Source organism: Austwickia chelonae NBRC 105200 (assembly GCF_000298175.1).
Taxonomy (GTDB): domain Bacteria; phylum Actinomycetota; class Actinomycetes; order Actinomycetales; family Dermatophilaceae; genus Austwickia; species Austwickia chelonae.
On the sequence record NZ_BAGZ01000009.1, the window covers coordinates 127,506 to 152,273 of the forward strand.

The 24,768-nt window shown below is 65.4% G+C and carries 19 protein-coding genes; 10 read left to right on the top strand and 9 right to left on the bottom strand.

All coding sequences use genetic code 11. The features are described from left to right. The 4 genes from AUCHE_RS10315 to AUCHE_RS10330 all read left to right on the top strand — a co-directional run bounded on the left by AUCHE_RS10315 (position 1) and on the right by AUCHE_RS10330 (position 4,404). On the top strand, positions 1–879 hold the full coding sequence (locus tag AUCHE_RS10315) for an ABC transporter ATP-binding protein (protein ID WP_006503245.1): 879 nt from the start codon (positions 1–3) through the stop codon (positions 877–879). A 5-nt stretch (positions 880–884) separates the two neighbouring features. After that, positions 885–1,640, top strand: a complete 756-nt coding sequence (locus tag AUCHE_RS10320; protein ID WP_006503246.1) for an ABC transporter permease — start codon at positions 885–887, stop codon at positions 1,638–1,640. Between the two features lie 4 nt (positions 1,641–1,644). Next, positions 1,645–2,472: a hypothetical protein gene (locus AUCHE_RS10325; RefSeq protein WP_040322158.1), complete on the top strand. Its 828-nt coding sequence runs from the start codon at positions 1,645–1,647 to the stop codon at positions 2,470–2,472. Between the two features lie 486 nt (positions 2,473–2,958). Beyond that, positions 2,959–4,404, top strand: coding sequence for an MDR family MFS transporter (locus AUCHE_RS10330; RefSeq protein WP_006503248.1), 1,446 nt, complete (start codon positions 2,959–2,961; stop codon positions 4,402–4,404). A 120-nt stretch (positions 4,405–4,524) separates the two neighbouring features. On the opposite strand, the gene AUCHE_RS10335 is transcribed toward AUCHE_RS10330, so the two are convergent. From AUCHE_RS10335 to AUCHE_RS10350, 4 genes are all read right to left on the bottom strand, one after another. Beyond that, positions 4,525–5,925, bottom strand: coding sequence for an ABC transporter permease (locus tag AUCHE_RS10335; protein WP_006503249.1), 1,401 nt, complete (start codon positions 5,923–5,925; stop codon positions 4,525–4,527). Beyond that, positions 5,922–6,671 carry an ABC transporter ATP-binding protein gene (locus AUCHE_RS10340; RefSeq protein WP_006503250.1) on the bottom strand — a complete coding sequence of 250 codons (750 nt, stop codon included), beginning with the start codon at positions 6,669–6,671 and terminating at the stop codon, positions 5,922–5,924. The genes AUCHE_RS10335 and AUCHE_RS10340 overlap by 4 nt, the downstream gene beginning before the upstream one ends. Positions 6,672–6,777: 106 nt before the next feature. Further along, the gene (locus AUCHE_RS10345) at positions 6,778–7,440 is read right to left on the bottom strand and encodes a response regulator (protein WP_006503251.1); all 663 of its coding nucleotides are present in this window, start codon (positions 7,438–7,440) and stop codon (positions 6,778–6,780) included. Then, positions 7,437–8,585: a sensor histidine kinase gene (locus tag AUCHE_RS10350; RefSeq protein ID WP_006503252.1), complete on the bottom strand. Its 1,149-nt coding sequence runs from the start codon at positions 8,583–8,585 to the stop codon at positions 7,437–7,439. The genes AUCHE_RS10345 and AUCHE_RS10350 overlap by 4 nt, the downstream gene beginning before the upstream one ends. 351 nt (positions 8,586–8,936) lie before the next feature. Here AUCHE_RS10350 and gdhA point away from each other — a divergent pair, with 351 nt between their 5' ends. After that, positions 8,937–10,277, top strand: a complete 1,341-nt coding sequence (gene gdhA, locus AUCHE_RS10355) for an NADP-specific glutamate dehydrogenase (protein WP_006503253.1) — start codon at positions 8,937–8,939, stop codon at positions 10,275–10,277. A gap of 102 nt (positions 10,278–10,379) precedes the next feature. Here gdhA and ppdK read toward each other — a convergent pair whose 3' ends face one another. Beyond that, the gene (gene ppdK, locus AUCHE_RS10360) at positions 10,380–13,082 is read right to left on the bottom strand and encodes a pyruvate, phosphate dikinase (protein WP_006503254.1); all 2,703 of its coding nucleotides are present in this window, start codon (positions 13,080–13,082) and stop codon (positions 10,380–10,382) included. Between the two features lie 507 nt (positions 13,083–13,589). Between ppdK and AUCHE_RS16260 the strand changes: the two genes are divergently transcribed. The 3 genes from AUCHE_RS16260 to AUCHE_RS10370 all read left to right on the top strand — a co-directional run bounded on the left by AUCHE_RS16260 (position 13,590) and on the right by AUCHE_RS10370 (position 16,160). After that, positions 13,590–13,994: a hypothetical protein gene (locus AUCHE_RS16260; protein WP_006503255.1), complete on the top strand. Its 405-nt coding sequence runs from the start codon at positions 13,590–13,592 to the stop codon at positions 13,992–13,994. 260 nt (positions 13,995–14,254) lie between these two features. After that, on the top strand, positions 14,255–15,130 hold the full coding sequence (locus AUCHE_RS15725; RefSeq protein WP_162137245.1) for a GHMP family kinase ATP-binding protein: 876 nt from the start codon (positions 14,255–14,257) through the stop codon (positions 15,128–15,130). Beyond that, positions 15,120–16,160 (top strand): pyridoxal-phosphate dependent enzyme, encoded by a 1,041-nt coding sequence (locus tag AUCHE_RS10370; protein ID WP_006503257.1) that lies wholly within the window; start codon positions 15,120–15,122, stop codon positions 16,158–16,160. The genes AUCHE_RS15725 and AUCHE_RS10370 overlap by 11 nt, the downstream gene beginning before the upstream one ends. A 233-nt stretch (positions 16,161–16,393) precedes the next feature. On the opposite strand, the gene AUCHE_RS10375 is transcribed toward AUCHE_RS10370, so the two are convergent. From AUCHE_RS10375 to AUCHE_RS16640, 4 genes are all read right to left on the bottom strand, one after another. Continuing rightward, positions 16,394–17,719, bottom strand: a complete 1,326-nt coding sequence (locus tag AUCHE_RS10375) for an MFS transporter (RefSeq protein ID WP_006503258.1) — start codon at positions 17,717–17,719, stop codon at positions 16,394–16,396. Positions 17,720–18,030: 311 nt separating this feature from the next. Next, a complete protein-coding gene (locus AUCHE_RS10380) occupies positions 18,031–19,386 on the bottom strand; it encodes a M18 family aminopeptidase (RefSeq protein WP_006503259.1) in 1,356 nt (451 codons plus the stop codon). Between the two features lie 52 nt (positions 19,387–19,438). Continuing rightward, a complete protein-coding gene (locus AUCHE_RS10385) occupies positions 19,439–20,695 on the bottom strand; it encodes a S1 family peptidase (protein WP_006503260.1) in 1,257 nt (418 codons plus the stop codon). Between the two features lie 180 nt (positions 20,696–20,875). Further along, positions 20,876–21,031: a hypothetical protein gene (locus AUCHE_RS16640; RefSeq protein ID WP_155889050.1), complete on the bottom strand. Its 156-nt coding sequence runs from the start codon at positions 21,029–21,031 to the stop codon at positions 20,876–20,878. Positions 21,032–21,176: 145 nt separating this feature from the next. Here AUCHE_RS16640 and AUCHE_RS10390 point away from each other — a divergent pair, with 145 nt between their 5' ends. Then, positions 21,177–23,003 carry an HAD family acid phosphatase gene (locus tag AUCHE_RS10390; RefSeq protein WP_006503261.1) on the top strand — a complete coding sequence of 609 codons (1,827 nt, stop codon included), beginning with the start codon at positions 21,177–21,179 and terminating at the stop codon, positions 23,001–23,003. A gap of 218 nt (positions 23,004–23,221) precedes the next feature. Next, positions 23,222–24,427, top strand: coding sequence for a glycosyltransferase family 87 protein (locus AUCHE_RS10395; RefSeq protein WP_006503262.1), 1,206 nt, complete (start codon positions 23,222–23,224; stop codon positions 24,425–24,427). Positions 24,428–24,768: the final 341 nt, after the last annotated feature.

Here is a 24,768-nt window from a genome sequence, read left to right on the forward strand (position 1 = left end):
ATGTCCATATCATTCGACAATGTGTCGCTCAGTTACTCAGGGTTTTCCCTGAACAACATCACATTTAATGTGAGCCCCGGAGAAATCGTTGGTTTTCTTGGCCCGAACGGGTCAGGAAAGTCGACGACCCTGCGAGTCCTTCTCGGACTGGAGACCCCTCAGAGCGGCGACGCGCTCATCGAGGGCAAGGCCTACCGGGACATGAACCAGCCGTTGCGAACTGTGGGGTCATTGCTCGATACCACCTGGATGAACGGTGCTCAACGCGCGGAGGACTACCTCCGCTGGTTGGCTTTGTCCAACGACCTCGACAGATCGAGGATTCCGACTCTCCTGGAACGGGTCGGACTCGCCTCGGCGAGCCGTCGAAAGGTGTCGAAGCTCTCCTTGGGCATGCGTCAACGTCTCGGGATCGCTGCAGCCCTGCTCGGAGACCCTCCCTATCTCGTGTTCGACGAACCGTTGAACGGGTTGGATCCGGAAGGCATTCGTTGGGTACGGACGCTCCTCGGGGATCTCCGTGACGAAGGGCGCGGAATCCTCTTGTCGAGCCACATCCTCGCTGAGGTCTCAAGCGTCGCCGATCGTGTCGCCATGATCGCTCACGGAAGCATCGTCGGGGTCGGCACGCTGGCGGAGTTCGAGGGCGAAGGAGGCCTGCTAGCGGTCGTGGAGGACCAGGAACGAGCGATAACGCTCCTCGCCGACCGAGGTGTCAATGCCCGCGCTCACGGTGACGACGGCGTATTGATCACCGATGACATGGGCGCCCGAGAAGTAACGCGCATCCTCTTGGATGCGGACATCCCTTTCAGTTCTATTTCCCAACATGAGGGAGACCTCGAGCGGGCGTTCTTCGATCGCCTGACACAGAAGTAACCGACATGAGCATGTTACGCACTGAGCTACTGAAGATCCTTGTATATCGCACTACTCTTTTCGCCGTAGCAGGCGCCCTGGCGCTCACCACTTTTTGGGATATCAGCCTACTTCTCCGCGGTCAGAATGCACCGAAGGTCTTCGACTCAGGCCTGGCTTTCGGAGGGATCGTTCTTCCGCTGGTGTGGTTTACCGTGCCGATACTTGTCATCAGCGGGGACACGCACCACGGAACTTTGTGGCCTGCTCTCGTTTCGCAACCACGGCCGCATCGAATCCTCGTGAGCAAATGGATCGCTTCCGTGATCGTTGCTCTTGTGTCTGCGGTGACGGCGTGGATAGCGCTCTTTGCCGTGGTCCAGATTGCACCCGCCGGGGCAGAACTTGTCCCCGTGATGTTCAGCGCTTTGCCCCGCCTGTGTACTCAGGCCGCTCTCTGCGTGACCCTCGGCTTTGCGCTCTTTCTCCTGACCGGATACCAAGGAGCACCGTGGATCATACTCGGGCTCATGGTGTGGATCCATTTCATGGAGAGAGTCTTCTCATCGACACTCCAGGGAAAAGCGGGAATGATCGGCATGCCTTTCCGGCTCGTCGACTTCTGGATCCGGCACCGCTGGGTAGGTGCCTATGCCGAGAATGACGCCGTCGCCTTCCTCCCGCTGACGCTGTACTGCGTCGTTACCGCTGTCATAGCTGGCAGTGTTTTTCTCTTTTTCTCCGACAGCTCCGGGCGCACCTGGGGCAGAAAGCAAAGGTGACCCCATGACCAATTCCACCGGGCCCCTGCCTGCGCTACCGGCCGGCCATATGGCAAAAACGGTCACCCGGTGGATGAGGACTTTGCCGGCCAAGCACGGGACCGCCAGCATCCTTGTCCGTGGGTTGTTCGTCCCGGTTCTGTTGACAGTTGCCGGAACGGCATTCATGACGTTCGGGCCGATGCCGATCACCCCGGACGCCAACGGCGCCTTACGCCCGAAGGATGTGGTGTTCCTTGTCCTGGGATACCTACTGCTCGGCCAACTCGTCATTATGATCTCTGCGGCTTGGCTGCACCTCCGTGACGTGCTTACGGGGTCGCTCGGGATAACGTACCTCGCTGTCTCGAACCGAGGTGCCGTGGTCCTGGGCACAGCTGCTTTCGCCGCACTTTCCGGTGCCCTCGGCGCGCTTGCCTGTGTCTCCGCAGCGCTGATGTGCTTCGCGATCTTCGCGGGGGGCGACCCTGTAGCCTCCCTCGGCGTACCCGCCCTCCGGCAGATGATGATCGGCCTGCCCCTCGGAGCCGCTCTGCTGAGTGTTATCGCTGTTGCTGTGGCTGTCCTTGTCCGTCGCCCTGTCCTAGCGATCATCATTCTGGTCGGCTGGGCTACCTACGGTGAGGAGGGCCTCGCCCACATCCCCGGCGTCGGAGGGCTCTTCAAATTTTTCGGGCCCCTGTCAAATGTGCAGATACTCTCGGGAGCGGTCGAAGGACAAGGGCTCTTCTCGTCTCCTCTGGCGGCCGGCCTGTGGGTTACTTTTACGGCAACTGTGCTTCTTGTGGTTGCCGTCGTGGTCGAGAACCGCCGCCCAGGCTGGGTCTCGTGAGAGAGCGCGGGTACGGAACATCCGACAGGAATGAGCGGTGACGGCCGTCTGCCTCTCGACACAGCATGAAGGCAACTGACTGACCACCGACCCCTGAAACTGACCTACCTCATCAGAAATACCCAGGTCAGCCTCTTAGATGAACTCACGGAGGAGCTGACCTCTCGTAGCCGTCCTCGAAGGGCGGTAGCCGAAGAACCAGCCGATGGATCGCTCGGATTCCCGGCGCTGCACTTCCATCACCCGGTGGACGGGAGTTGAACGACAGGAGCAGCGCCCCGACCAGACCTCGCAGAACGCCCGACATCCCCCGCCGGGAAACATTTAGCATCGCGCTCCGGAACGAGCTAACCTCGTCCGTCCCGCCGCCGACATGACCCAGAGGCGTCGTGTGGACGCTCCTACGGTCTGCTGCCCCACCACCCGAGACAGCCGACCGACCGGTTCCGCACGGACGGGCCGCTCACCCCGAATCGGAGGAACCCTGTGACACCCGTAACCCCCGAGCGCCCCGACGAACAGGACCCGCGACCCGACCAGGCCACCCACGACATCCCCACCGGCCTCCCGGACGACACCGCGGACCACTCCGTCCTCACCTGGTTGGTCACCGCGACCTTCGTGGTGATCCTCAACGAGACGATCATGACAACGGCGATCCCCCGCCTGATGATCGACCTGAAGATCAGCGCCTCAGCCGCTCAATGGCTGTCGACGGCCTTCATGCTGACGATGGCCGTGGTCATCCCGACCACCGGATGGCTGCTGCAACAACTGACCACCCGCGCCGCCTACCTGACAGCGATGTCCGCCTTCTGCGCAGGCACCCTCCTGGCCGGGTTAGCTCCTAGTTTCGTCGTGCTCCTCGTGGCCCGGGTCGTCCAGGCCTCAGGCACCGCCGTCATGATGCCCCTGCTGATGACGACCCTCATGCACGTCGTCCACGAACGGGACCGCGGCCGGGTCATGGGCAATGTCTCCCTGGCGATCTCCGTGGCCCCGGCCCTGGGCCCGGCCGTCTCCGGAGTGATCCTGCAAAGCCTCTCCTGGCGGTGGATCTTCCTGCTCGTCCTCCCGGTCGCCGTCGGCGTCACCCTCGCCGGGCTACGCGGGCTCCGCAACGTCGGCGAACCCGCAGTGGAAAAACTCGACCTGCTCAGCATCGCCCTGTGCATCGTCGGTTTCGGCGGCCTCGTCTACGGGCTCAGCGAGATCGGCGTCCCCGCACAACGACTCGTCGGTGCGCTCGTGCTAACCGTCGGCATCATCGGAGTGGGTTTCTTCACCTGGCGTCAAAAGATCCTCGCCGTGGTCGGCACAGCGCTCCTGGACGTACGGGTGCTGGCCATCCGCACCTTCGCGGTATCGATGGCCGCCATGTCCATCGCCTTCATGTCCCTGATGGGCGCCGTCATCGTCCTACAGCTCTACCTGCAGGAGATCCGCGGGTTCTCCCCCCTGGTGGCCGGGATGGTCGTCATGCCCGGTGGGATCGCGATGGGCCTGGCCGGGCCCTTGGTGGGCCGCTGGTACGACCGGCTCGGACCTCGCCCGTTGCTGATCCCCGGCGGCATGCTCCTGGTGGCGGCTTCTACCGGGCTGGCCCTGGTCGGCGATATGACGCCGCTGGCTGTGGTCATGATCGCCCACATGACCTTGTCGATCGGGCTGGCCCTGGTCTTCACCCCGCTGTTCACCCTGGGTTTAGGCGCAGTGCCATCTCACATGTACTCGCACGGTTCGTCGGTGCTAGGCACCACGCAGCAGGTCGCCGGGGCGATGGGTACTGCCGTTTTCGTGGCGGTCCTGGCCTCGGTCGGCGGCGGGGCGGCCGGTGTGCGATGGGCTTTCGGTGTCGCCGTCGTCCTGGCCCTGGTCACCTTGGGCCTGGTGTCGACCCTGCGCGGGGAGAAGAGCATATCGGACGAGTGATCCGGCTGATGGCACCGGGTGCTTTCCTGCGCCATCAGCCGGGCCAGGATGGTTGCGTCGACAGGAAGGGCCGCCTCGGCAGTGGGGTCCCCCTCCAGACCCACCCCACTGCCTCGTCGGTCAGCTCTCCCGAAGGGCATCGACGACCGGCACCTGCACGGCCCGGCGCGCAGGAGCACGTGAGGCGACCAGCACCAGACCCGCGGAGCACACGACGAGTGCGCCCAGCAGCGACCAGGGCACTCCGAGGGGGATCCCCGAGTAGAAGGAGCCCATCAGGGACTGGACGGCGGCCACCCCGAAGAAGGTGCCGAGCAGGACGCCGGTGCTGATCGCACCGATCCCGAGGGCGACCGCTTCCCGGGTGATCATGGCCTTGATCTGCGCCGGGGTGAAACCGGTGGCGCGCAACAGTCCGATCTCGCGTCGGCGTTGGATGATGGTCATCGTCATGGTGGCGACGAAACCGACCGCGGCGACCACGAAGGACACCAGTACGAGACCGACCATCACGGCCTGGAAGACATCGAGGATCCGGATGAGGGAATCGCGCTGCCATGGCTCGACCCGATCCTGGATGTGCAGGACGACGACCTTCGCTGTTTCACTCGCGACCGCGAAGGTCACGACGAGGCTGACGCCGAGGATCATCCCCATGGTGGACCTGGTGGTGCGTACGGGATCTTTCACGGCGTTGCGGCGGGCGATGCGGGCGGTCGGGTCGTCGCCCAGCAGGCGTCCCAGTGCCGAGATCGCGAGGGGGACGACGAACCGCCCGCCGGTGAGCAGCCCGGTCATCAGCAGTGTCGATCCGAAGAAGGCGGCGAGCACGCCCATCTCGGCCCGCCGTTCGCCCATGGCCATGCCGGCGGCCATCCCGGCGAGTCCGCTGGTCAGGAGCGTCCAGGTCAGGATGGCGCGGGTGCGCGAGGCCTGCGGTGTGAGTGGCGTGGGTGCCTTGGTGGAGGACAGGGCGATGGCCGGCGGGACACTCAGGACGACGCGGGTCCCGGACCAGGAGGCGACGGCCGCTGCGATGCCGATGGTGGCGACGGTGATGAGCAGGTAGCCGCTGAACCAGGGGTAATCGAGCTCGGGGATCTTCTTCTCCTCGATGAGCCAGAGGATTCCGGCGCGGAAGAAGCCCATGCCCAAGATGGTCCCGAGGATCGCGCACAGGCCGGCGGTGACGGTGGTGGTACCCATCACGCTGGTGCGGATCTGTCGCGGTCGCGCACCGAGGGTGCGGAGCAGGGCGATGTGGGTGAGCCGGCCGGCGAGGACGGTGTCGACGCAGTGGCTGATGACCACGGAGGCGACGTACACCGCGGTCATGACGAGGACGGCGGTGATCGTGCTCAGCATGACGGCCATGGAGACACGGCTGTGTTCCGGGGTGGCGGCCACCGCGGTGGCGGAGAACATGACGAGCAGCGTCGCGTAGAAGCCCATCAGGGCGGCGATGATGCCGACCGACCCCAGTTCGAGGGGTGAGTCGATGACGGGGGCGCGCCTTTTCATGCGGCCTTCCCCTCGATGTTGATGAGCATGTCGGAGATCTGGTGCGGGCTGAGCGCGCCGTGGTCGGCGACGATCTGTCCGTCGGCGAGGACGAGCACCCGGTCGGCGTGGGAGGCGGCGACGGGGTCGTGGCTGACCATGATGATGGTCTGGTTGTACTCGTGGACGGCGGTGCGCAGCAGGGTGAGCACTTCGGCCGAGGAGCGGGTGTCGAGGTTTCCGGTGGGTTCGTCGGCGAAGATCACGGCGGGTCGTCCGGCGAGTGCCCGGGCGACGGCGACGCGTTGCTGCTGCCCGCCGGAGAGCTCACCGGGGCGGTGGGTGGCCCGCCCGCCGAGGCCGAGCACGGTGATGAGGTGGTCGATCCAGGAGCGGGTCTCCTGGTCGATGCGGGTGCCCGCCAGTTCGAAGGGGAGGTGGATGTTCTCCCGTACCGTCAGGGTGGGGATGAGGTTGAAGGACTGGAAGACGAAGCCGATCTCTCGGCGGCGGATGAGGGTCTTCTGGTCTTCGTTCAGGGTGTGCAAGGGGTGCCCGGCGACCCAGGCTTCACCGCTGGTGAGCTGGTCGAGGCCGGAGGCCACGTTCATGAAGGTGGATTTGCCTGACCCGGAGGGTCCCATGACGGCGGTGAACCCACCGCGGGGGATATCGACGTCGAGTGCGCGCAGGGCGTGCACTTCACCTGCGCCGGTGCCATAGGTCCGGTAGACCTTCCGGAAGATGACGTGACCTGTCTCGTTCATGTTTTTGAGATTAGGTTTTCGCGTTTGCGGGGTCGTCCTTCCAGAGGTGCATTCTGGGATACGTCGTGCGGTGCATCTGCCCGTACATCTTCCGATGTACGGGCGGTCAGATCAGACCGTGTTCGTAGGCATAGATGACCAGTTGGATACGGTCGCGCAACCCCATCTTGGTGAGGATCCGAGAGATGTGGGTCTTCACGGTCGCTTCGGAGAGCACTTCGAGTGCGGAGATCTCAGCATTGGACAGGCCGCGGGCGGCGTGGAGAAAGATTTCTTTCTCCCGGGGGGTGAGCCGGTGGTGTCTTTCGTCGGGAGTCCTCTGGACGGGGGTGTGGGTGTGCTCGAGGAGTCGTCGGAGTGCTCCGGCGGAGACGATCTGGTCTCCGGCTGCGACGGCGCGGATGGCGGCGAGGACGAATTCGGGTTGTGAGGATTTGAGGATGAAGCCGCTGGCTCCGGCGGCGATGGCTGCGGTGACCGAGTCGTCCAGGTCGAAGGTCGTCAGGACGAGGACACGGGGGCAGCTGGCCCCGTTGTCGGTGGCGGGTGAGGTGGCGGCGGTGATACGGCGGGTGGCTTCGATGCCGTCCATGGTGGGCATGCGGACGTCCATGAGCATGACGTCGGGCTGGTGTCGAGCAGCTGATCGGACGGCTTGAGCGCCGTCGGCGCATTCGTCGACGACATCCATATCGGGTTGGGAGCGGAGCAGCATGGCGATTCCCGCGCGGAAGAGTGCTTGGTCGTCGGCGAGAACGACCCGGATCATGCTGTTTCTCCTTGCATTTCGGGCAGAGTGATGTCGACCTGCCAGTGGTCATCGTGTCGGGCGGCGCGGAAGGTGCCTCCCAGCAGGCGGACCCGTTCAGCCATCCCGTCGAGTCCGTGCCCGTGGTGCGTGTTGTTCTTCTGGGGGTGGACAGCGTTCGTCACGGTCAGACGGTATCCGCCCGTCCAGTTCTCGCTGACGCTGACCGGTACTTTCAGGTCGCCGTGTTTGAGGGCGTTGGTGAGGCATTCCCCGAGGAGGCGTTCTGCGGTGACGGCGAGCAGGGGGTGATCGGGGATCGTGCCTTTTTCGTCGTGTTCGAGGATCATCCCGGCGTCGCGCATGCGTGTGAAGAGCTGGTGCCGGCCTCCGGTCAGGGCGTGTTCTCCAGAGTCCCCGGAGCGGAGTTCTTCGAGAAGAGCGCGGAGTTCGTCCATGGAACGGCGAGCGGTGTCTGCGATGGTCCGGAGGGCTTGTTCGGCTTCGTCGGGGGCTTCGTGGAGTCGGTAACGGGCTCCGTCCGCCTGGGCTGCTACGACGGCCCAGGAGTGGGCGGCGATGTCGTGCATGTCGGCGGCGATACGGCGACGGATCTGTTCCTGGTGGTAGCGGTCGGCAAGTCGGCGTTGTTCGACGGCGTCGAACCGTGCTTGTAGGGCCAGTGCCCGCTGCAGTTTGGCGTATCCGCTCAGCCAGCCTCCGAAAAGGAGCGGGGCGGAGAGGAGGAGGACCGGCACCAGGGAGAGGATGAGGGAGACCGGGTTCATGAACAGTTCGTTCCAGCGCACTTGCCTCGGCTGACTGAGGTGCAGGATGACGAAGGCTCCTATCCCCAGGCCACAACAGGCCAGCCCCCATCTGCGGATCTGCGCGTCGGGGTCCATCCCGAGCCGCCGGGTCAGCAGGAAGTAGACCCACACCAGCAGGAGGAGCAAGGAGCCGGTGAGGATCTGGACCACCCCGGAGAGCAGGGCCAGCACGGACATCCACAACGGGTGTCGACGTTGCACCGCGACGGCGGCGGCGACCAAGCTGATCGAGGAGGCCACGCTGTACGATTCCGCGGCGGCCATGATGATCCCGGTCATGGTGAGGAGCACCGCGAGGAAACCGTCCCAACGCAGCCATCTCGGGCGGGAGATCATGGTGACAGTCTGCCCCGCTGGGGTGGATTCTCCCGTTTCAGGGCACCGGGTGCGGTGTCCTCGGGGTGGCCGGTGTTGGTGAAAAGTCAGAAGAGCAAACGGGCCAGGCACAGTGCGCGCCGGCTTCGGAAATCTTCCCGCAGCAGGGGTCGGACGGGCCCGGGGTCCTCTTCCTAGGCCGGCAACGCAGCAGGACAGGCCCCTCCCCGACCAGTTTCACGAATACCGTTCACAGTCGGGTTTCCGCTGTCTGGTGCAACTTTGAGAGAAAAAGAGACAAGGCCCGACTTTCCGGTGACATGTCCATACCCCTAGAGTCGAGAGATTGGACACGATTGCACTGGAGGCCCGATGGCTTTGCACCCTCAGCTCGCGCACGTTTACGAGACGGTTCTTCACCGCAACGGGGGTGAGTCCGAGTTCCACCAGGCCGTCCTGGAGGTACTGGAGAGCCTCAACCCTGTCGTCGACAAGCGGCCGGAGTATGTGCAGGAGTCGATCATCGAGCGCATCTGCGAGCCGGAACGGCAGATCATCTTCCGGGTGCCGTGGGTCGACGACTCCGGCCGGGTGCAGATCAACCGGGGCTTCCGGGTCGAGTTCAACTCGGCGCTGGGCCCGTACAAGGGTGGCCTGCGTTTCCACCCGAGCGTCTACCTGGGGATCGTGAAATTCCTCGGTTTCGAGCAGATCTTCAAGAATGCGCTGACCGGTCTGCCGATCGGTGGCGGCAAGGGCGGTTCCGACTTCGACCCCAAGGGCAAGTCGGACGGCGAGATCATGCGCTTCTGCCAGTCCTTCATGACCGAGCTGTACCGCCACCTGGGCGAGTACACCGACGTCCCGGCCGGTGACATCGGGGTCGGCGCCCGCGAGATCGGTTACCTCTTCGGGCAGTACAAGCGGATCACCAACCGTTACGAAGCGGGAGTCATCACCGGTAAGGGACTGACCTGGGGCGGTTCGCAGGTACGCACCGAGGCCACCGGGTACGGGCTGGTCTATTTCACCGACGAGATGCTGAAGGCCGAGAAGACCGGCTTCGACGGCAAGCAGGTCGTGGTCTCAGGGTCGGGCAATGTGGCGATCTACGCGGCGCAGAAGGTGATCGAGCTGGGCGGCACGGTCGTGGCCATGTCGGACTCCAGCGGCTACATCGTCGAGGAGGGCGGTGTCGACCTGGAGTTGATGAAGGACGTCAAGGAGACCCGTCGGGCACGGATCGGGGATTACGCCCAGGAGCGGGGTGCCCGGTTCGTCGCCGGGGGCAGCATCTGGGATGTGCCCTGCCAGGTGGCCCTGCCGTGCGCCACGCAGAACGAACTGGACGACGCCGGGGCGGCCGCGCTGATCAAGAACGGCTGCCAGGTCGTCGCCGAGGGCGCGAACATGCCGACCACCCCGTCGGCGACCCGGGCGCTGCGGGAGGCCGGCGTGCGTTTCGCGCCGGGCAAGGCCGCGAACGCCGGTGGTGTGGCGACCTCTGCCCTGGAGATGCAGCAGAACGCCTCACGGGACAGCTGGAGCTTCGAGTACGCCGACGACCGCCTGCAGGAGATCATGCAGGGCATCTTCGGCTCGTGCATGATGACCGCCGAGGAGTACGACATGCCGGGCGACTACGTGGCCGGGGCGAATATCGCCGGTTTCACGCAGGTCGCCGACGCCATGCTCGCCTTCGGTGTGATCTGAGCCTGCGGTCACCCTTCCGCTGGGCCGACTCGTCGCCCCGGGCCGGAACATCCTTCACCGGATGTCCGGGCCCGTGGCGACGAGCGGCCCACGATCAGCAGATCAGCGGAAGTCGCTGCCCTCCGCGGTGCCCGAGGCCCGCCCGGCCTCCAGACGCGCCACCGGGACGCGGAACGGGCTGCACGAGACGTAGTCCAGACCCACCGTGTTGAAGAAGTGGATCGACTGCGGGTCTCCGCCGTGTTCGCCACACACACCGAGGTGCAGGTCGGGGCGGGTGTCCCGGCCGGCTCGAGCGGCCAGGTCGACGAGCTTGCCGACGCCGCTCTGGTCGAGGGTCTCGAAGGGGCTGACCCCGAAGATGCCTCGCTCGATGTAGTTGCTGAAGAAGGAGCCTTCGACGTCGTCCCGGCTGAAGCCCCACGTGGTCTGCGTGAGGTCGTTGGTGCCGAAGGAGAAGAACTCCGCGGCTTCGGCGATCTCGCCGGCGGTGATGGCCGCACGCGGCAGCTCGATCATGGTGCCGATCGGGACGTCGCGCAGGTCGACGCCGGTGGCCTCGGAGACCTCGGCGGCCACCTGGCGGATGGCGTCCTTCATGATCTCGAGTTCCTGCACTGCGCCGACCAGCGGGATCATGATCTCCGGTTGGGGGTCGCCCCCGGCCTTGCGGCGCTCAGCAGCGGCTTCCAGGATCGCCTTGGCCTGCATCTCGAACAGGCCGCGGATGACCAGGCCCAGTCGTACGCCGCGCAGACCCAGCATCGGGTTCTGCTCGTGCATGCGTTCCACGGCGGCCATGATCTTGCGCTGGTCCTCGGCGAGGTCGAGTCCCTGTGCCTGCGCGCGTGCCTCCAGGTGGATCATCTCCGACTGGGCGGGGAGGAACTCGTGCAGCGGCGGGTCGAGGAGCCGGATGGTGACGGGCAGTCCGTCCATGGCCTCGAGGATCTCGACGAAGTCGCCCTTCTGGAGCGGGGCGAGGGCGTCGAGGGCTGTTTTCTTGCCTTCGGCGCCGTCGGCGAGGATGAGGTCTTCGACGAGCTGACGACGGTCGCCGAGGAACATGTGCTCGGTACGGCACAGGCCGATGCCCTGGGCGCCGAAGCGGCGTGCACGGGCGGCGTCCTCGCCGGTGTCGGCATTGGCACGCACGCGCAGGCGGCGTTGGGCGTCGGCGATGCGCATGATGCGGTCGACGGCTTTGACGAGTTCGTCGGCGGCGATCTCCTCGTCGTTGAGCTGCCCTTCGAAGTACTTCACGACGGGCGGGTCGACGACGGCGACTTCACCGGAGAAGACCTCACCGGTGGTGCCGTCGATGGAGACGACCTCTCCGGCGCGCAGGACGGTGCCGTCCTTGAGGGTCATGGTTCCGGCACGGACGTCGATGTCGAGTTCTTCGGCACCGCAGACGCAGGTCTTGCCCATGCCGCGGGCGACGACGGCGGCGTGGGAGGTCTTCCCACCGCGGCTGGTGAGGATGCCCTGGGCGGCGATCATCCCGGTCAGGTCGTCGGGGTTGGTCTCCCGGCGGACGAGGATGACCTTCTTGCCTTCCTGGACGGCTTCGACGGCGGCATTGCTGGAGAAGCAGATCTCTCCGACGGCGGCGCCGGGTGAGGCGTTCATGCCTTTGGCGATGCGGGTCTTCGGCGCGGCGGCGTCGAACTTGGGGAACATCAGGTTGACGAGCTGGTCGCCGTTGACGCGCTGGAGTGCTTCGCCTTCGCTGATCTTGCCTTCGTCGACGAGCTGGCAGGCGATCTTGAAGGCGGCTTCGGCGGTGCGCTTGCCGACGCGGGTCTGCAGCATCCAGAGTTTCTTGTTCTGGACGGTGAATTCGATGTCGCACAGGTCTTTGTAGTGCGCTTCGAGGGTGGACATGATGTCCATCAGCTGGTCGTAGGCGGCTTTGTCGACGCGTTCCATGTCGGCGAGGGACATGGTGTTGCGGATGCCGGCGACGACGTCCTCGCCCTGGGCGTTCTGGAGGTAGTCGCCGTAGACGCCCTGCTGGCCGCTGGCGGGGTCGCGGGTGAAGGCGACGCCGGTGCCGGATTCCATGCCGAGGTTGCCGAAGACCATGGAGCAGACGTTGACGGCGGTGCCGAGGTCGGCGGGGATGCGTTCCTGCCGGCGGTAGAGCACGGCGCGTTCGGAGTTCCAGGAGCGGAAGACTGCGCGCATCGCTTCGAGCAGTTGTTCCTTGGACTCCTGCGGGAAGTCCTTGCCGGTCTCTTCCTTGATGATCGCCTTGAAGCGGTCGACGATCTTCTGGAGGTCGCTCGCGTCGAGGTCGAGGTCGGACTTGGTGCCCTTGGCGTCCTTGGTCTCGTCCATGACGTCTTCGAACTTCTCGCCGTCGATGTCGAGGACGGTCTTGCCGAACATCTGGAGAAGTCGGCGGTAGGAGTCCCAGGCGAAGCGGTCGTTGCCGGTGACGGTGGCGAGGCCGTTGACGGACTCGTCGTTGAGCCCGATGTTGAGGACGGTCTCCATCATGCCGGGCATGGAGAATTTGGCACCGGAGCGGACCGAGACGAGGAGGGGATCGTTCGGGTCGCCGAGTTTCTTGCCGTTCTCCGCTTCGATCTGGGCGACGTATTCGTCGATCTGCGCGGAGAGTTCTTCGGGCTCGCTGCCTTGGGCGAGATAGGCCTTGCAGGCTTCGGTGGTGATGGTGAACGAGGGGGGGACTGGCAGGCCCATGTTGTGCATTTCGGCAAGGTTTGCACCTTTTCCGCCCAACAGGTCCTTCATGTCTTTGTTGCCCTCGGAGAGGCCGTACACGAACTTGCTCATGAGTACTTTCCCGGTACCTTCCCTGTGCGCCAGTGAACGGGGTCGGACGACAGCCTAGGACCTTTGGCATGTCCACATCGCAGGGCCTAGGTCCCAGGTTCGCGCCGAAACCCTTGCGGCATGGGGGTCTTGGCTCCGTAGAGATCCCCTCATTTCGGGGGAAACTGTGGCAAGCCTCACCTGAGGAAGCGATGGTTTCGCGGCGCCGGCTCCACCCAGGCCCCGCGCGGGGCGCCCCCCTCGACGGGGGCTCACCCTCTGAAGACGCACGTCGACCAAGAGCGTCGGCAATGATGGGGGCCATCATTATTGACGGTTCAATATTTTCTAAGGGGACTCACCGGAGGACACGCCGTAAATCTCCACGGTTCGGATAGATACATGCACTAGCGTCCGCAGCGAGGAACGTTTCTCTCACCCAACAATTCCTCAGTACGGAAGCGCGCCCTCTGGATTTTTCCATCTCACCTTGCGCGCCTTCACCTTTCCTCAGAAGGAGGCTGGACCATGTCTTCCACCGTTTTCTCCGTAGCGGCTACAACCTTGGCCCTCTCGGCATCACTCTTGGCCACACCGCCCGCCTCGGCAAGCACGCCGAGCATGGCTCCGCAGGCCATAGAAGCCGCCACTCTGGCATCCCGGCCTTCCAACCCATTGCTCGAGAAATGCCCTAGCGGCCACGCTTGCCTGATAGATCCTTCCGGGAATTACAACAACTTCTACAAGTACGGCAGCTACAACTTGACTGACGTACATGGTGATTGGATTTTCTGCAATAATCAGACCGGAGGCGCCAGGGTGAACCTGCACTTCGGCCTCAACGGAACCGGGGGCGTCGCAAAAACAATTCCCGCTGGCGAATGCCATATGTATGGCATGACTCCCGTGAATTCCTTCACTCTCGCACCCTGACCCCTCCTCGATCAGGCCCCCCGAAAGAACGATCTCCCCAGGAGATCAGGTTCGGGGGGGCCTGATTGCATTTCCCACCCATTGATACCTAATTGTCCTTTTTAACCTATTCCCCACGTCACTCCATCCAATTTTTAATGGTACAAATATCAACTTAAGTTTCCGTGCCACACGCCGGCGAGTTCCTTGCATGCATCCCCTATCGGCTCTACGTTCCAGGTGGAGGAATCATGCGAAACATAGACTCACTCTTATCCATATTGAACGATCCACCGGGGGTTATATTTTTAGGCGAATGCTGCGGCACCATCGGCGAGCTGTGGCAAGGCCCGGTCTCCTATCAGGGCGAAGAGCGGGTAGGAATCGTCTCCTACCCAGGATCACGACGCAGCCGGGTGACTTTCGCCCCGCCCGGCAATCACTCCAGTGGAATTCCCCTGGGCTGGAAATCACGTAAGGCTGCGGAACTCTTCGCCGAGGAGACCGGCCTGCCCGTCCCCCGCGGACAATGGCTGTGCTGGAGCGAACTCCCCGAAGGACGCGGCATGTCCAGCTCGTCCGCCGATATCGTCGCCACCCTGCGGTGTCTCACCGACTACCACGGGCTCATCGAGGACACCGCGCTGTACGAACGGGTGATGAGCCGGATCGAACGCTCCGACCCGATCTTCGCCCCCACCCCCCGGCTGTACCTGACCGGCGCCCATCACACCGTCACCGCCTTCCCCACCCCGGCCCTGATCTGCTGCTACTTCCACCACGGCCACGCGGTGAGCACCTGCGGGGTCACCGAGAAAGCGCTCCTGACCTGCTATGCCGCTCATCGCCGCCGTTACCAGGACTCCCTGGCGATGATGGCGCACGGGCTCAACGCCGGTGATCTCGCCATGATCGGCGAAGCCACCACCGCGAGCGCACTGCTCGCGCAACACCATCTGCCCAATCCGGCGGTCGGCCACGCTGCTGCGGTCGCCGGAGAACTCGGCGCATTGGGGATCTTCCGCGCCCACACCGGGAGTCTCGTCGGGATGCTCTTCGACGCCGATGCCCCGCCGAACCGTCTGCTCGTCGAAGAGTCCATCACGGCACGCGTGGGCGTGACCACTGTCCATTGGGAGGGACTTCATGCACGTTGACCGGCATATTTCCGAGGCGCTTTCCCGTCCTGCGTTGATCGATCTGGGCGAGGAGAGTTTCCTGGTGCGTTTCGAGTCGATGAAGGTGGCGTCGGCGGGGTGGGCGGTCGAGGATCTCCTGGCGCGTGGGGTGATCGACGAGGGGTCGACGTTGATCGACAGTTCCAGCGGTATCTACGCCTATGCGTTGGCCCTGGCCTGTCACCGTTTCGGTCTGGGTTGTCATATCGTCGCCTCGGCGGCGGCGGATTCGTCGCTGTTGGCGCAGTTGGAGCTCTTGGGTGCGACCTGTGAGCAGATGCCTTCCGGGGACGATCTGGCTCTGGACCAGAATCTGCGGGTCGCCCGGGTGCACGAGTACATCCGTACTCATCCGGGCACTCACTGGATGCAGCAGTATCACGATCACATCCATTACGAGGGCTACCGGCAGATGGTGGCCCGGCACTTCGCGGAGAACGGCTGGTCGCGGGTGCGTCTGGTGAGCGCGGTCGGTTCGGGTGCCTCGTCGGCCGGGTTGGCGCGTGGGTTGCGTGATCTGGGCGTGCGGGTGCAGGTGCACGGGGTGCAGCCGTTCGGGTCGGTTTCCTTCGGTAGTGAGGAGGTCGCCGATCCGGACATGATGATCGCCGGGATCGGTAGTGCGATCGACTTCGCGAATATCGACGACGACCTGTTCGACACGATCGACTGGGTGTCCTTCGCGGTGGCTTGTTCCGGGTCGCACGAGTTGATGCGGCGGCATGCGATCTTCGCGGGTCTCTCCACGGGGGCGGCGTTCATGACGGCGGGTTCGTTGGGCCGGTCGGAGGGGGTGACCACTCTGGTCGTCGCCCCGGATACGGGGCATCGGTACACCCAGCGGGTGTTCGCCAGGCCTGCGGCGCCGGTGTCCGACTGGTCGCCGCGGATGATCGGGCACCGGCACGAGTTGACCTTGCCGTGGTGTCGTCGGCTGCGGCCGGTGGACGGGTGGGCCGCTCATCGGCGGGTGGCCCGGGAGCAGCTGAATCTGGCTCCGGCCGGGTGAGAGCGGGCTTCTTCCGTCGCTGAGGGCCTGTTCTGGTCACTGGAAGCCGCAAATGTTGAAGCTTCCAGTGACCAGAACAGGCCCTCGGTCCGTCTTGTGGTGCATTCCCGGGGTACGTCCAGGCGCCGTCGACGGAGCGAGGGCGTCCGGCATGTCGGCGACCTGACAGGTGAAGGCCCGCCTCTCGTCCCGTGCAGGAAAGAAGAGGCGGGCCTTCCGGCAGCCGGCAGCCGTCAGCCGACGGGTTGTTTGACCTTCGGTGAAGAGAACTCGCGGCTGCTGGGTTCCAGCATCACCGCCACCGGGGCGATCAGGCAGGCCGCCGCACAGAACAGGAGCACCGGCTGGCTGCCCCAGTGTTCGATGGCCGGGGCCAGCGCCGCCAGTCCCAAGGGGGAAAGTCCGTAGGAGACCAGGAAGTCCAGTGAGGACACCCGCGCCACCTTGCCCGGAGGCACTTCCCGCTGGACGGCGGTGAACCACGGCACGTTGAAGATCTCGATGCAGAAGCCCGCGACGACATAGCTCGCCACGATCAGCAGGGGGGACGGCGACAGGGCCAAGGACAGGGGCACCAGCGAGTAGGCGGCGAGGCTGCCCATGGCCCACCAGCCGGCGTTGCGGGGTTTCCACCGGGCGATGAGCAGTGCGCCGACGAGGGCACCGGCGGTATAGGCGGTCACCCCGGCGGCCAACACTGTGGAGCCGTCGAAGCGGTCCCGGCTGATCAGCGGGAGAGCGACATTGGTCGAGGAGTACCCGAGCATGATGACCACCGAGAGCGCGCCGAGTCCGCAGGTGAACCATCGGTGTCGGAGTGCTTCTTCGGCGCCTTCCTTGATGTCGTGGCCGAAGATCGCCAAGGGGGAGCCGGTCCGACGGGACGCAGGTTCCGGGGTGGCCGTGGCCTTCTTCTCCTCGGATTCGGCCTGGCCCGAAGTTTCGCTCCCGGCCGCGGGCACGACCGCAGGAACGGCCTCGACGGAGACGGTCTTCTTCGTCGAGGCGGGCAGGACAGCGGCGAGCAGCCAGAGCAGGCCGCTGAGGTGGACGAGCACCACGTCGGAGATGACCTGAGAGGCCAGTGCGGCCGCGGCGGGCCCCACGAGGACGGCGACCCGCACGGAGATGGTCATGGCGGCATTGGCGCGTTGGCGGGCGTCGGGGTGGACCTCGTCCTGCACCATCGCCTGGTAGGCAGGACGTCCTGCGCCTTGTCCGACGCCGACGAACAGGGCGGCGATGACGCCGATCCACCCGGCGTCGGGCAGGCTCAACCCGAGGACGGCGGTGCTCACGGCGGCCAGGATCCCGGCGACCCGGACGACGGTGCAACGGTCACCCCGGTCGGCGAGGACCCCGCCGAAGGGGACACCGATGATGAAGCCGAGGGTGCGTGCGCCGAGCAGCACGCCGAGTACGGCTGCGCTCCAGGACTGGTTCGCGACGCCGAGTCCGAGGACGAAGGGCAGCGCCCAGGTGGTGATGCCTGCGCTGGTGGACGAGGCCCAGAGCCGGAAGAACCGGCCTCCGAGTGCGGGTGGGGCAGGGGTCGTCAAGGTTGTCGTCTCCTCTCGGGAGGCCCCGCTCCTCCGACCTGTGCGCGAGGCCGCCATGGCATTCCTGCGGTGGTGATGCCGCAGCCTGCCGTCAGGTGTTCGGCCTTTTCCCCGAATGTGCAGGGTTTACCGTTGCGCGCCAGGGCCGGATTCTCACCGGCTTATCCTGCTTTTCTCCGCTGGGAAGAAATGATCGACAGTGCTGTCATGTTACCTATTTTTCATTGTCAGGTCAGGAGCGACCCGCTGAAAAATCTTCCGGCACCCGGCACTCGCCGTCGACCAAGCATAAAAAGGTCATTTCGGGATATTCAGACAGAAAAAGAATGTGGCGCCATGAATGCGGCCAGCAATGAGACATAATCGGTGATATCTGCGGCTCCCACGAGTTCGCGGGCAGAATGCATCGACAACATGGGGGTGCCGACGTCGACGGTGACGGCGCCGGTCAACGACGCGCTGACCGGTCCGATCGTCGACCCACAGGGCATGTCCTTGCGGCTGATGAAACTCTGCAACCGCACCTCGGCCTGCTCGGCGGCCAACCTCAGACAGGCGACTCCGGCGGCGTCGGTGGCATAGCGCCCTCTGGCGTTGATCTTCACCGCAGGGCCTTGTCCCACCCACAGTTGATGTTGCGGTTCGCTGCGGTCGGCGTAATTGGGGTGGACGGCGTGGGCCATGTCGGCCGAGCAGATCACGCTGCCCGACAGGGCGCGCAGGAAATCCTGCCGGTCACCGCCCAGGGTGAGGGTGATCCGTTCGAGCAGCGCGGGCAGGAACTGGCTGTCGCCGCCACGGTTGGTGACCGAGCCGATCTCCTCGTGGTCGAAGAGGACGAGGACCGGGACGTAGGGGCGTCCCGCGGTGGCACCGGTCCGGCCGGCGGCGATCCGTTCGACGGTGTCGATCAACGCCCGGGTCCCGGCGTAACAGCTGCCGAGGTTGTCGATCCGGGGCGCGGCGATCAGGTCGCCGGTGCGGCCGATCCGACGGGAGGGGGTCAGGTCGTGGGTCATCACATCCCAGCCGAGGAGGTCGTCCGCCTCGACCTGCGCCTGTTCAGCGAGCCACTGGTGGAAGGACGGCGCCTCACCGGTGGCCCCCCACACCGGGGTCAGGTGGTACTGGGGGTTGAGCACGAGCCCGTCACTGGTGGCTCCACGGTCGAGATGGATCGCCAGTTGGGGCACGCGCAGCATGGGTTCGTCGGTGCGCCAGAGCAGGTCGCGCACTCCCCGGTCGGTGGTGGTGTCCCGGACGAGCAGACGGCCGGACAGCCCGAGGTCACGGTCGAGCCAGGAGTTGAGCAGCGGGCCGCCGTAGACCTCCACGCCCAGTTGGTCCCAGCCCAGACGGGACAGGTCCGGGCGCGGGGCGATCCGGAGGTTCGGTGAGTCCGTGTGGCCACCGACGACACGGAAGGGGACATGCCCTTGTGTGCCGTCGGCGGCGTCCAGGTGCGCGGTGCTCCAGGCGATCAGGCTTCCTTCGCGGACGGCCAGGTAGTTCCCGGGGGCGTCCGGCCAGCGTCCGCTTTCGTCGAGGGCGACGAATCCGGCGTCGACGAGCAGGGAACGCACCGTGTCGACGGCATGGAAGGGCGAGGGGCTCGCATCGATGAACCGGCACAGTCCGGCGGATTCGGTGTCGACGGTGAATTCCATGAGTTCACTCTAGACAGAGGCGCTCTGCCCGATTCGGTGGCGAGGCCGCCTTTCAGGGCACGTAATCGATATTCAGTCCGCCGTTCCAGGCGCTGTTGACGATCGCAGCCGGGGTGAAGAGGCATTCGTCGCTGCCGTCGTCGCCGGTGCCGACCCCGTGATGGATGCCGACGGCGTAGCCGCCGCTGCCGTTGGCGACCGGGGTCCACACGGGGCCGCCGCTGTCGCCGCCGTTGCTGAAGCAGGGGCTGTAGGCGGCCATGTTGTCGTAGTACTCGGTGTTGGAATAGCGCACCCGCATCCCGGTGCGGACGACGGTGTCGGCCCAGTTCTCACTGGCCCGGCCGTAACGGTTCACGGTCTGGCCGACCCAGGGCCAGCGCACGCCGCGCACGGTGAGATAGGAGCCGCGTTCGTAGACGAACCACGGGGCGGTGGATCGCCCGAGGACCGTGTGATATTGCAGGTCACCGACGTGATCGCGTCCGCCCCATCCCTGGGAGAGCCAGGGGTAGGTGCCATAGCGCAGCCAGTCGCTGCAGTGTCCTGCCGTGAGCAGTCCTTTGCCGCCGCTGGTGGGGCTGACCACGAAGGCTGCGGTACAGGCTGCGACGGAGGGCGCATTGTAGGCCTGCAGGTCGGCGCCGCCGATGACCTCGACGTTCTTGCGGAGCCGGAAGTTCGGGTCGGTGACGGTGTGCACCGTGGGCAGGTCGGTGGCCGCGCTCCCGGCTGTGCGGCGCCAGGAGTTCAGGATGTGTTCGGTGGGGGCGGCTGACCTGACGCGGATCTCCTGGGTGTCGGAGTCGGCGCCGACGGTGAAGGTCTGCACGCCGTGTCGGGTCAGGGTCGCCGCGATGGAGTCCTGCCGGCGGGACAGCTCTTTCTCGGAGAATCTCCGATCGAAGGAGATCTTGATTCCGGCATGTTTTCCGATATCGGAAATCGTTTTCTTCGAGGCCGGGTCGAGGGTCTTCTTGAAAGCGATGGAGCCCGTTTCGCCCCCCTCCCCCTGTCGGGCGTCGGCGAAAAATTCTGGATAGTTTTTCCTCAGGTTCTCCACCTGGGCGGAGAATCGACCTTCTGCGGTGATACGTTGCGCCGCATCAGCCCGGTCACTTCCTTGTCTCTCGGCCAGGGCCTCGACAGTACGAGCCAGCGCCCGCGCCCCCGACCCGCTCTCTCCAGCACTCGTCACAACCTCTGTGGCCTGGGATTCTTTGGCCTGGCTCAGGGAAGGGGCACTGACGGCCAGGCTGCCGACGAGTAGGGGGACACCCACCATCACGAGGCGATGGCGAACGTTCATATCGGTCTCCTTGCATTTCTCCCCCGACCTGTGATGAAACAATTCACGCTTCTTGTCACCCTCGACGAGGCGGAGATGCCAATGCGCCCTCAGCGCAGACCTATCGGTTTCATGAACGTACGACCGACATTTACCGATGAGCATTCCGCCGCATTAAAGGCTAACCAGTGGACGAACGCCTCAGAACACGAAGCGTTGCGCAATAACGCCCGGTAAGAAGCCCACAGAAAAGCATTCCAGCAAAAGCGAGGAGACGTTCACCAGCCCTTTCCCGAACAAGCGGTCGTACGTCCTGGTGGTCACGATCACATCGCGACACGCCACCGAAGTGGTCACGGAAGGCTGAACTTTTCCTCACAGATCCGCTATTCGGACCACAAGAACGACCACGGGGGCAGATAGTGGCTGGGTTACAGCAGATCAGCTCTCTCGGAGGACCCTTATGACCTCTGCGCGTTCACGCAGTCTGGTTCTCGCGCTGATGCTTCCGCTCACAGCCCTGGGGACGACCGTGCCCCTGCACGCCGCCGTGACGGACCAGCGTCTAGACGTCTCACAACAGCCCAGCCAACAGGCACCGCTCCACCCCGGAGCCGCCCAGCACCCGACCTTCCAGGCCCCCGTCCAGGCCCCCATCCCCCAACAGCCCGTCCAACAGACACCCGCACAACAAACGCCGGTCCGCCCCGCGCCGCCGCAGGCCCCCGGCCAGGCCCCGGTCCGCCCCGGCAACGGCATCACCGCACCGGTCTCCCAGGTGCGCGGCACCCAAGAAGGACGGCACACCCCCGCACCGGCCGCCGAGGGCTCCCTCGGCCCGCAGCAACGCTTCACCCTCCCCGCGGACGGCTCCGCCGGGAAACAACCGCGCGGCGAGACACTGCCGAATGCGGACGTCACCAAAAAGACGATCCGCGCCTACTACGGCGCCACCGACAAGGGCATCTCCGACAAGAAGAACTCGCCCTACATCCAGGAGGTCAAGCAACTCCTGGCGAAAGAGGCCGCCACCCTGCCCGCCCGCTACAAGCAGGCCGCAGCACAAGGGCACAAACCGGCCATCTTCGTCGACATCGACGACACCCTGCTGTCGACCTACGACCTGGTCGACGCCGGCACCGGATTCCACTACGACCCCAAGACCTGGGACAAAGGCGTGCAGCAGGCCGACATGCCCGCCGTCCCCGGCATGGTCGACTTCATCGCCCAAGCCCGCAAAGCCGGGTTCACGGTGATCGGACTGACCGGGCGCACCGACGGTCAGAAAGCCGCCACCCTGACCAACCTGGCCAAGGCCGGCTACCCCGGATTCACCCGGGACACCCTGTTCACCAAGTGGAAGGGGAACGCCAAACCGGCGTACGTGTCCTGCGCGCAGGCCAAGTGCACCACCGTCGAATACAAGGCCGGCACCCGCAAGCACTTCGAATCGCAGGGCTACCGGGTCGCGCTGTCCATCGGTGACCAGTGGTCCGACCTGCAGGGCGGTTCGGCCGACGCGCTGATCAAACTGCCGAACCCGACCTACTACCTGCCCTCGGCCGACCTGCCGGGAATGCCGCAACCCAACCTGCGCCCGCGGACGAACTTCGTGATGCGCCCCGACGGCAGCAGCGGCAAGGTCGTCGGCGGCGAAGCCATCCCGAATATCGACGTCGTCCGCAAGACGATCCGCACCTACTACGGCGCCGACGAGAAGGGCATCGCGAACCCGACCACCTCGCCGTACCGCACGGAGATGGCCGGGCTCACCGCGCAGTGGACCCAGCAGATCACCCAGGCCTGCTCCAGCGAGAAGGCCCAGGGTCGGAAACCGGCCGTGGTCCTGGACACCGATGACACCACCCTCATGACCTATGACATGCAGGATGGCGCCATGCGCTTCACCTTCGACCCCAAACTGCAGGACAAGTGGGTGAAGCAGGGCCGCTACCCGGCCACGCCGGGCATGCTCGACCTGGTCCGCAAGGTGAAGGCCTCCGGATGCGAGATCCTGGGCGTCACCGGACGCACCAACGACCAGGCCGCGGCCTCGGTGGCGAACCTGCGCAAGCTGGGCTTCCCCGAGTTCGCTCCGAATGCGTACATGACGAAGTGGAACAAGGGCGCGGCCAAGCCCGACTACGTCAAGTGCGCCAAGGACAAGTGCACGACGGTCGAGTTCAAGTCCTCGACCCGGGCCTGGCTGGAGTCGGCCGCAGGTGGCAACTACCAGATCGTCGCGAACTTCGGCGACCAGTACAGCGACCTGATCGGGGGCCACGGCATGCCGATCAAGCTGCCGAACCCCACGTACTACCTGCCGTGACGATGCGGCTGATGTGATTCGACGCTGATCAGCGAAGCGGGTCGAGGGATATCTCCCCTCGGCCCGCTTTCGCGTCCTCCCCTGCACTGCAAGGAGTTTCCCGTACGCTCTCTGTGGGGGACAGAGCCTCCACGCTGCCCCCGCCCGTGCACCGTCGCCATTTTCCGGGCGGCCCGGTCGACACCGGCCCGGCCGCAAGGGCAGGAGGTCGATCGTCCATGGAAATCTCCCGGGGCCGGCGAGTCCTCGTCCTCCTGGCCACCGCGGCACTGCTCCTGCTCGCCGCGCGCGCGTTGACCACCACCGAGCGGTGGATGCTGCATTACGACCTGGACATCTATCTGAATGTCGCCCGGTCCTTCCTGGACACGGGATCGCTCTACTCCTATCGCACCGACACGGGGATGGGGTTCACCTATCCGCCGGTGGCGATCGTGTTCTTCCTCCCCTTCGTGTCCTTGCCTCCGACGACGGCCTGGGTCTTCTGGAATCTGTTGATCGTCGCGGCCACGGTGCCGACGGCGTGGCTGTGGGCGCGGGAGGTCCGCGCGTCGGTTTCGACGCGGGAGTTCCGCATGTCGGCTCCGGCGGGGTTCACCGGGGTCGTCGTCGTGGCCCTGGTGCTCGCGTCGGAACCGGTGACCAGGTCGTTGTGGCTCGGGCAGGTGAGCCCTTTCGTGGGGGTCGCCACGGTGGCCGGTCTGGTGGGTGTCCAGGCCCGGCGGGGTGCGTGGACGGGTCTGGGTGCGGCGGCCAAGCTCACTCCTGGTGCGAATCTCGCTGCCTATCTGGCTTTCGCGCATCTGCGTCCGCGGATCGTCCCGGCCGTGGTCACCGGGGTCGTCCTGACCGGGCTGGGGGTGTTGATCGCTCCGGCTTCGTCCTGGGAGTACTTCGGGACATTGGTGTGGGATTCTTCCCGGGTCGGGCGGGTCGACCTGGCCACCAACGAATCCCTGGCCGGGGTCTTCGCCCGGTGGGGTGTGCCTGCCCCGGTGGCGACGAAGGTCGGTTTGTTCACCGCGGTGGTTCTGGCCGTGGGCTGGTTCCTCGCGGTGCGCAGGCATCGTCCGGGGCCGGTGGAGGTCGTCGGCGCTGTCGGGGTGACGATGCTCTTCGCCTTGCCGATCGGCTGGTCGCACCATGCGTTGCCCGTGGTGTTCGCCTGGGTCGGCCTGTTCGTGATCGGGGTCTTCGACCGTGGCCCCCGTTGGTGGTTGCTTCCCGGGTGTGCGGTGGCCGGGTTGGCGGTGTGGACGGTGCCGGTCGTCTACTGGACGATGCGGTGGATCCCTCAGGTCATGGCTGCCGCGCCGTACGTCCGTCCGGTGAGTTCGCTGGTGCTGCTCGCGGTGACGGTGTGGACGGCCCGTTCCCGGTCGACTCTGCCTGCCGGCTCAGACCTGGCTGTCCCCGGGCGATGAGACGAGAGGAATCCGTGGCTTCGATCACGCCCTGACGGGGCGATCCGGCTGCGGGACAGTCGACCCGGTGGAGGACCATGGACGGCGCGTTGACCTGGGTTCTGCTGGCGGCGACCGTGGTGGCGACGGCGTGGGCCTTCTGGCCTCGTCGGTCGGGTGGGAAGCCGTCGCGTCGGGCGTCGTCGGGTGCAGGTCCGGGTTCAGGTCAGGGCGCGGACGGGCCCGACGAGAGCGGTTCGGGGCGTGGGTCTCCGGGGATCTCGGGAGCTCGGGGGGCTCCTGGGGGTGCACCGGGTGCGGTGAGGGGCCCGGTCGGGGCGTTACCTGCTGGACGGGCGCCT

Bases quoted from the DNA above. Each gene is read 5' to 3' on its own strand.
- AUCHE_RS10385 (WP_006503260.1), bottom strand. From the start codon at position 20,695: ATGAACGTTCGCCATCGCCTCGTGATGGTGGGTGTCCCCCTACTCGTC.
- AUCHE_RS16260 (WP_006503255.1), top strand. From the start codon at position 13,590: ATGTCTTCCACCGTTTTCTCCGTAGCGGCTACAACCTTGGCCCTCTCG.
- AUCHE_RS10350 (WP_006503252.1), bottom strand. From the start codon at position 8,585: ATGATCTCCCGCCCGAGATGGCTGCGTTGGGACGGTTTCCTCGCGGTG.
- AUCHE_RS10395 (WP_006503262.1), top strand. From the start codon at position 23,222: ATGGAAATCTCCCGGGGCCGGCGAGTCCTCGTCCTCCTGGCCACCGCG.
- AUCHE_RS10325 (WP_040322158.1), top strand. From the start codon at position 1,645: ATGACCAATTCCACCGGGCCCCTGCCTGCGCTACCGGCCGGCCATATG.
- AUCHE_RS10390 (WP_006503261.1), top strand. From the start codon at position 21,177: ATGCTTCCGCTCACAGCCCTGGGGACGACCGTGCCCCTGCACGCCGCC.
- AUCHE_RS10380 (WP_006503259.1), bottom strand. From the start codon at position 19,386: ATGGAATTCACCGTCGACACCGAATCCGCCGGACTGTGCCGGTTCATC.
- AUCHE_RS10340 (WP_006503250.1), bottom strand. From the start codon at position 6,671: ATGAACGAGACAGGTCACGTCATCTTCCGGAAGGTCTACCGGACCTAT.
- AUCHE_RS10320 (WP_006503246.1), top strand. From the start codon at position 885: ATGAGCATGTTACGCACTGAGCTACTGAAGATCCTTGTATATCGCACT.
- AUCHE_RS10370 (WP_006503257.1), top strand. From the start codon at position 15,120: ATGCACGTTGACCGGCATATTTCCGAGGCGCTTTCCCGTCCTGCGTTG.
- gdhA (WP_006503253.1), top strand. From the start codon at position 8,937: ATGGCTTTGCACCCTCAGCTCGCGCACGTTTACGAGACGGTTCTTCAC.
- ppdK (WP_006503254.1), bottom strand. From the start codon at position 13,082: ATGAGCAAGTTCGTGTACGGCCTCTCCGAGGGCAACAAAGACATGAAG.
- AUCHE_RS10315 (WP_006503245.1), top strand. From the start codon at position 1: ATGTCCATATCATTCGACAATGTGTCGCTCAGTTACTCAGGGTTTTCC.
- AUCHE_RS10335 (WP_006503249.1), bottom strand. From the start codon at position 5,925: ATGAAAAGGCGCGCCCCCGTCATCGACTCACCCCTCGAACTGGGGTCG.
- AUCHE_RS10345 (WP_006503251.1), bottom strand. From the start codon at position 7,440: ATGATCCGGGTCGTTCTCGCCGACGACCAAGCACTCTTCCGCGCGGGA.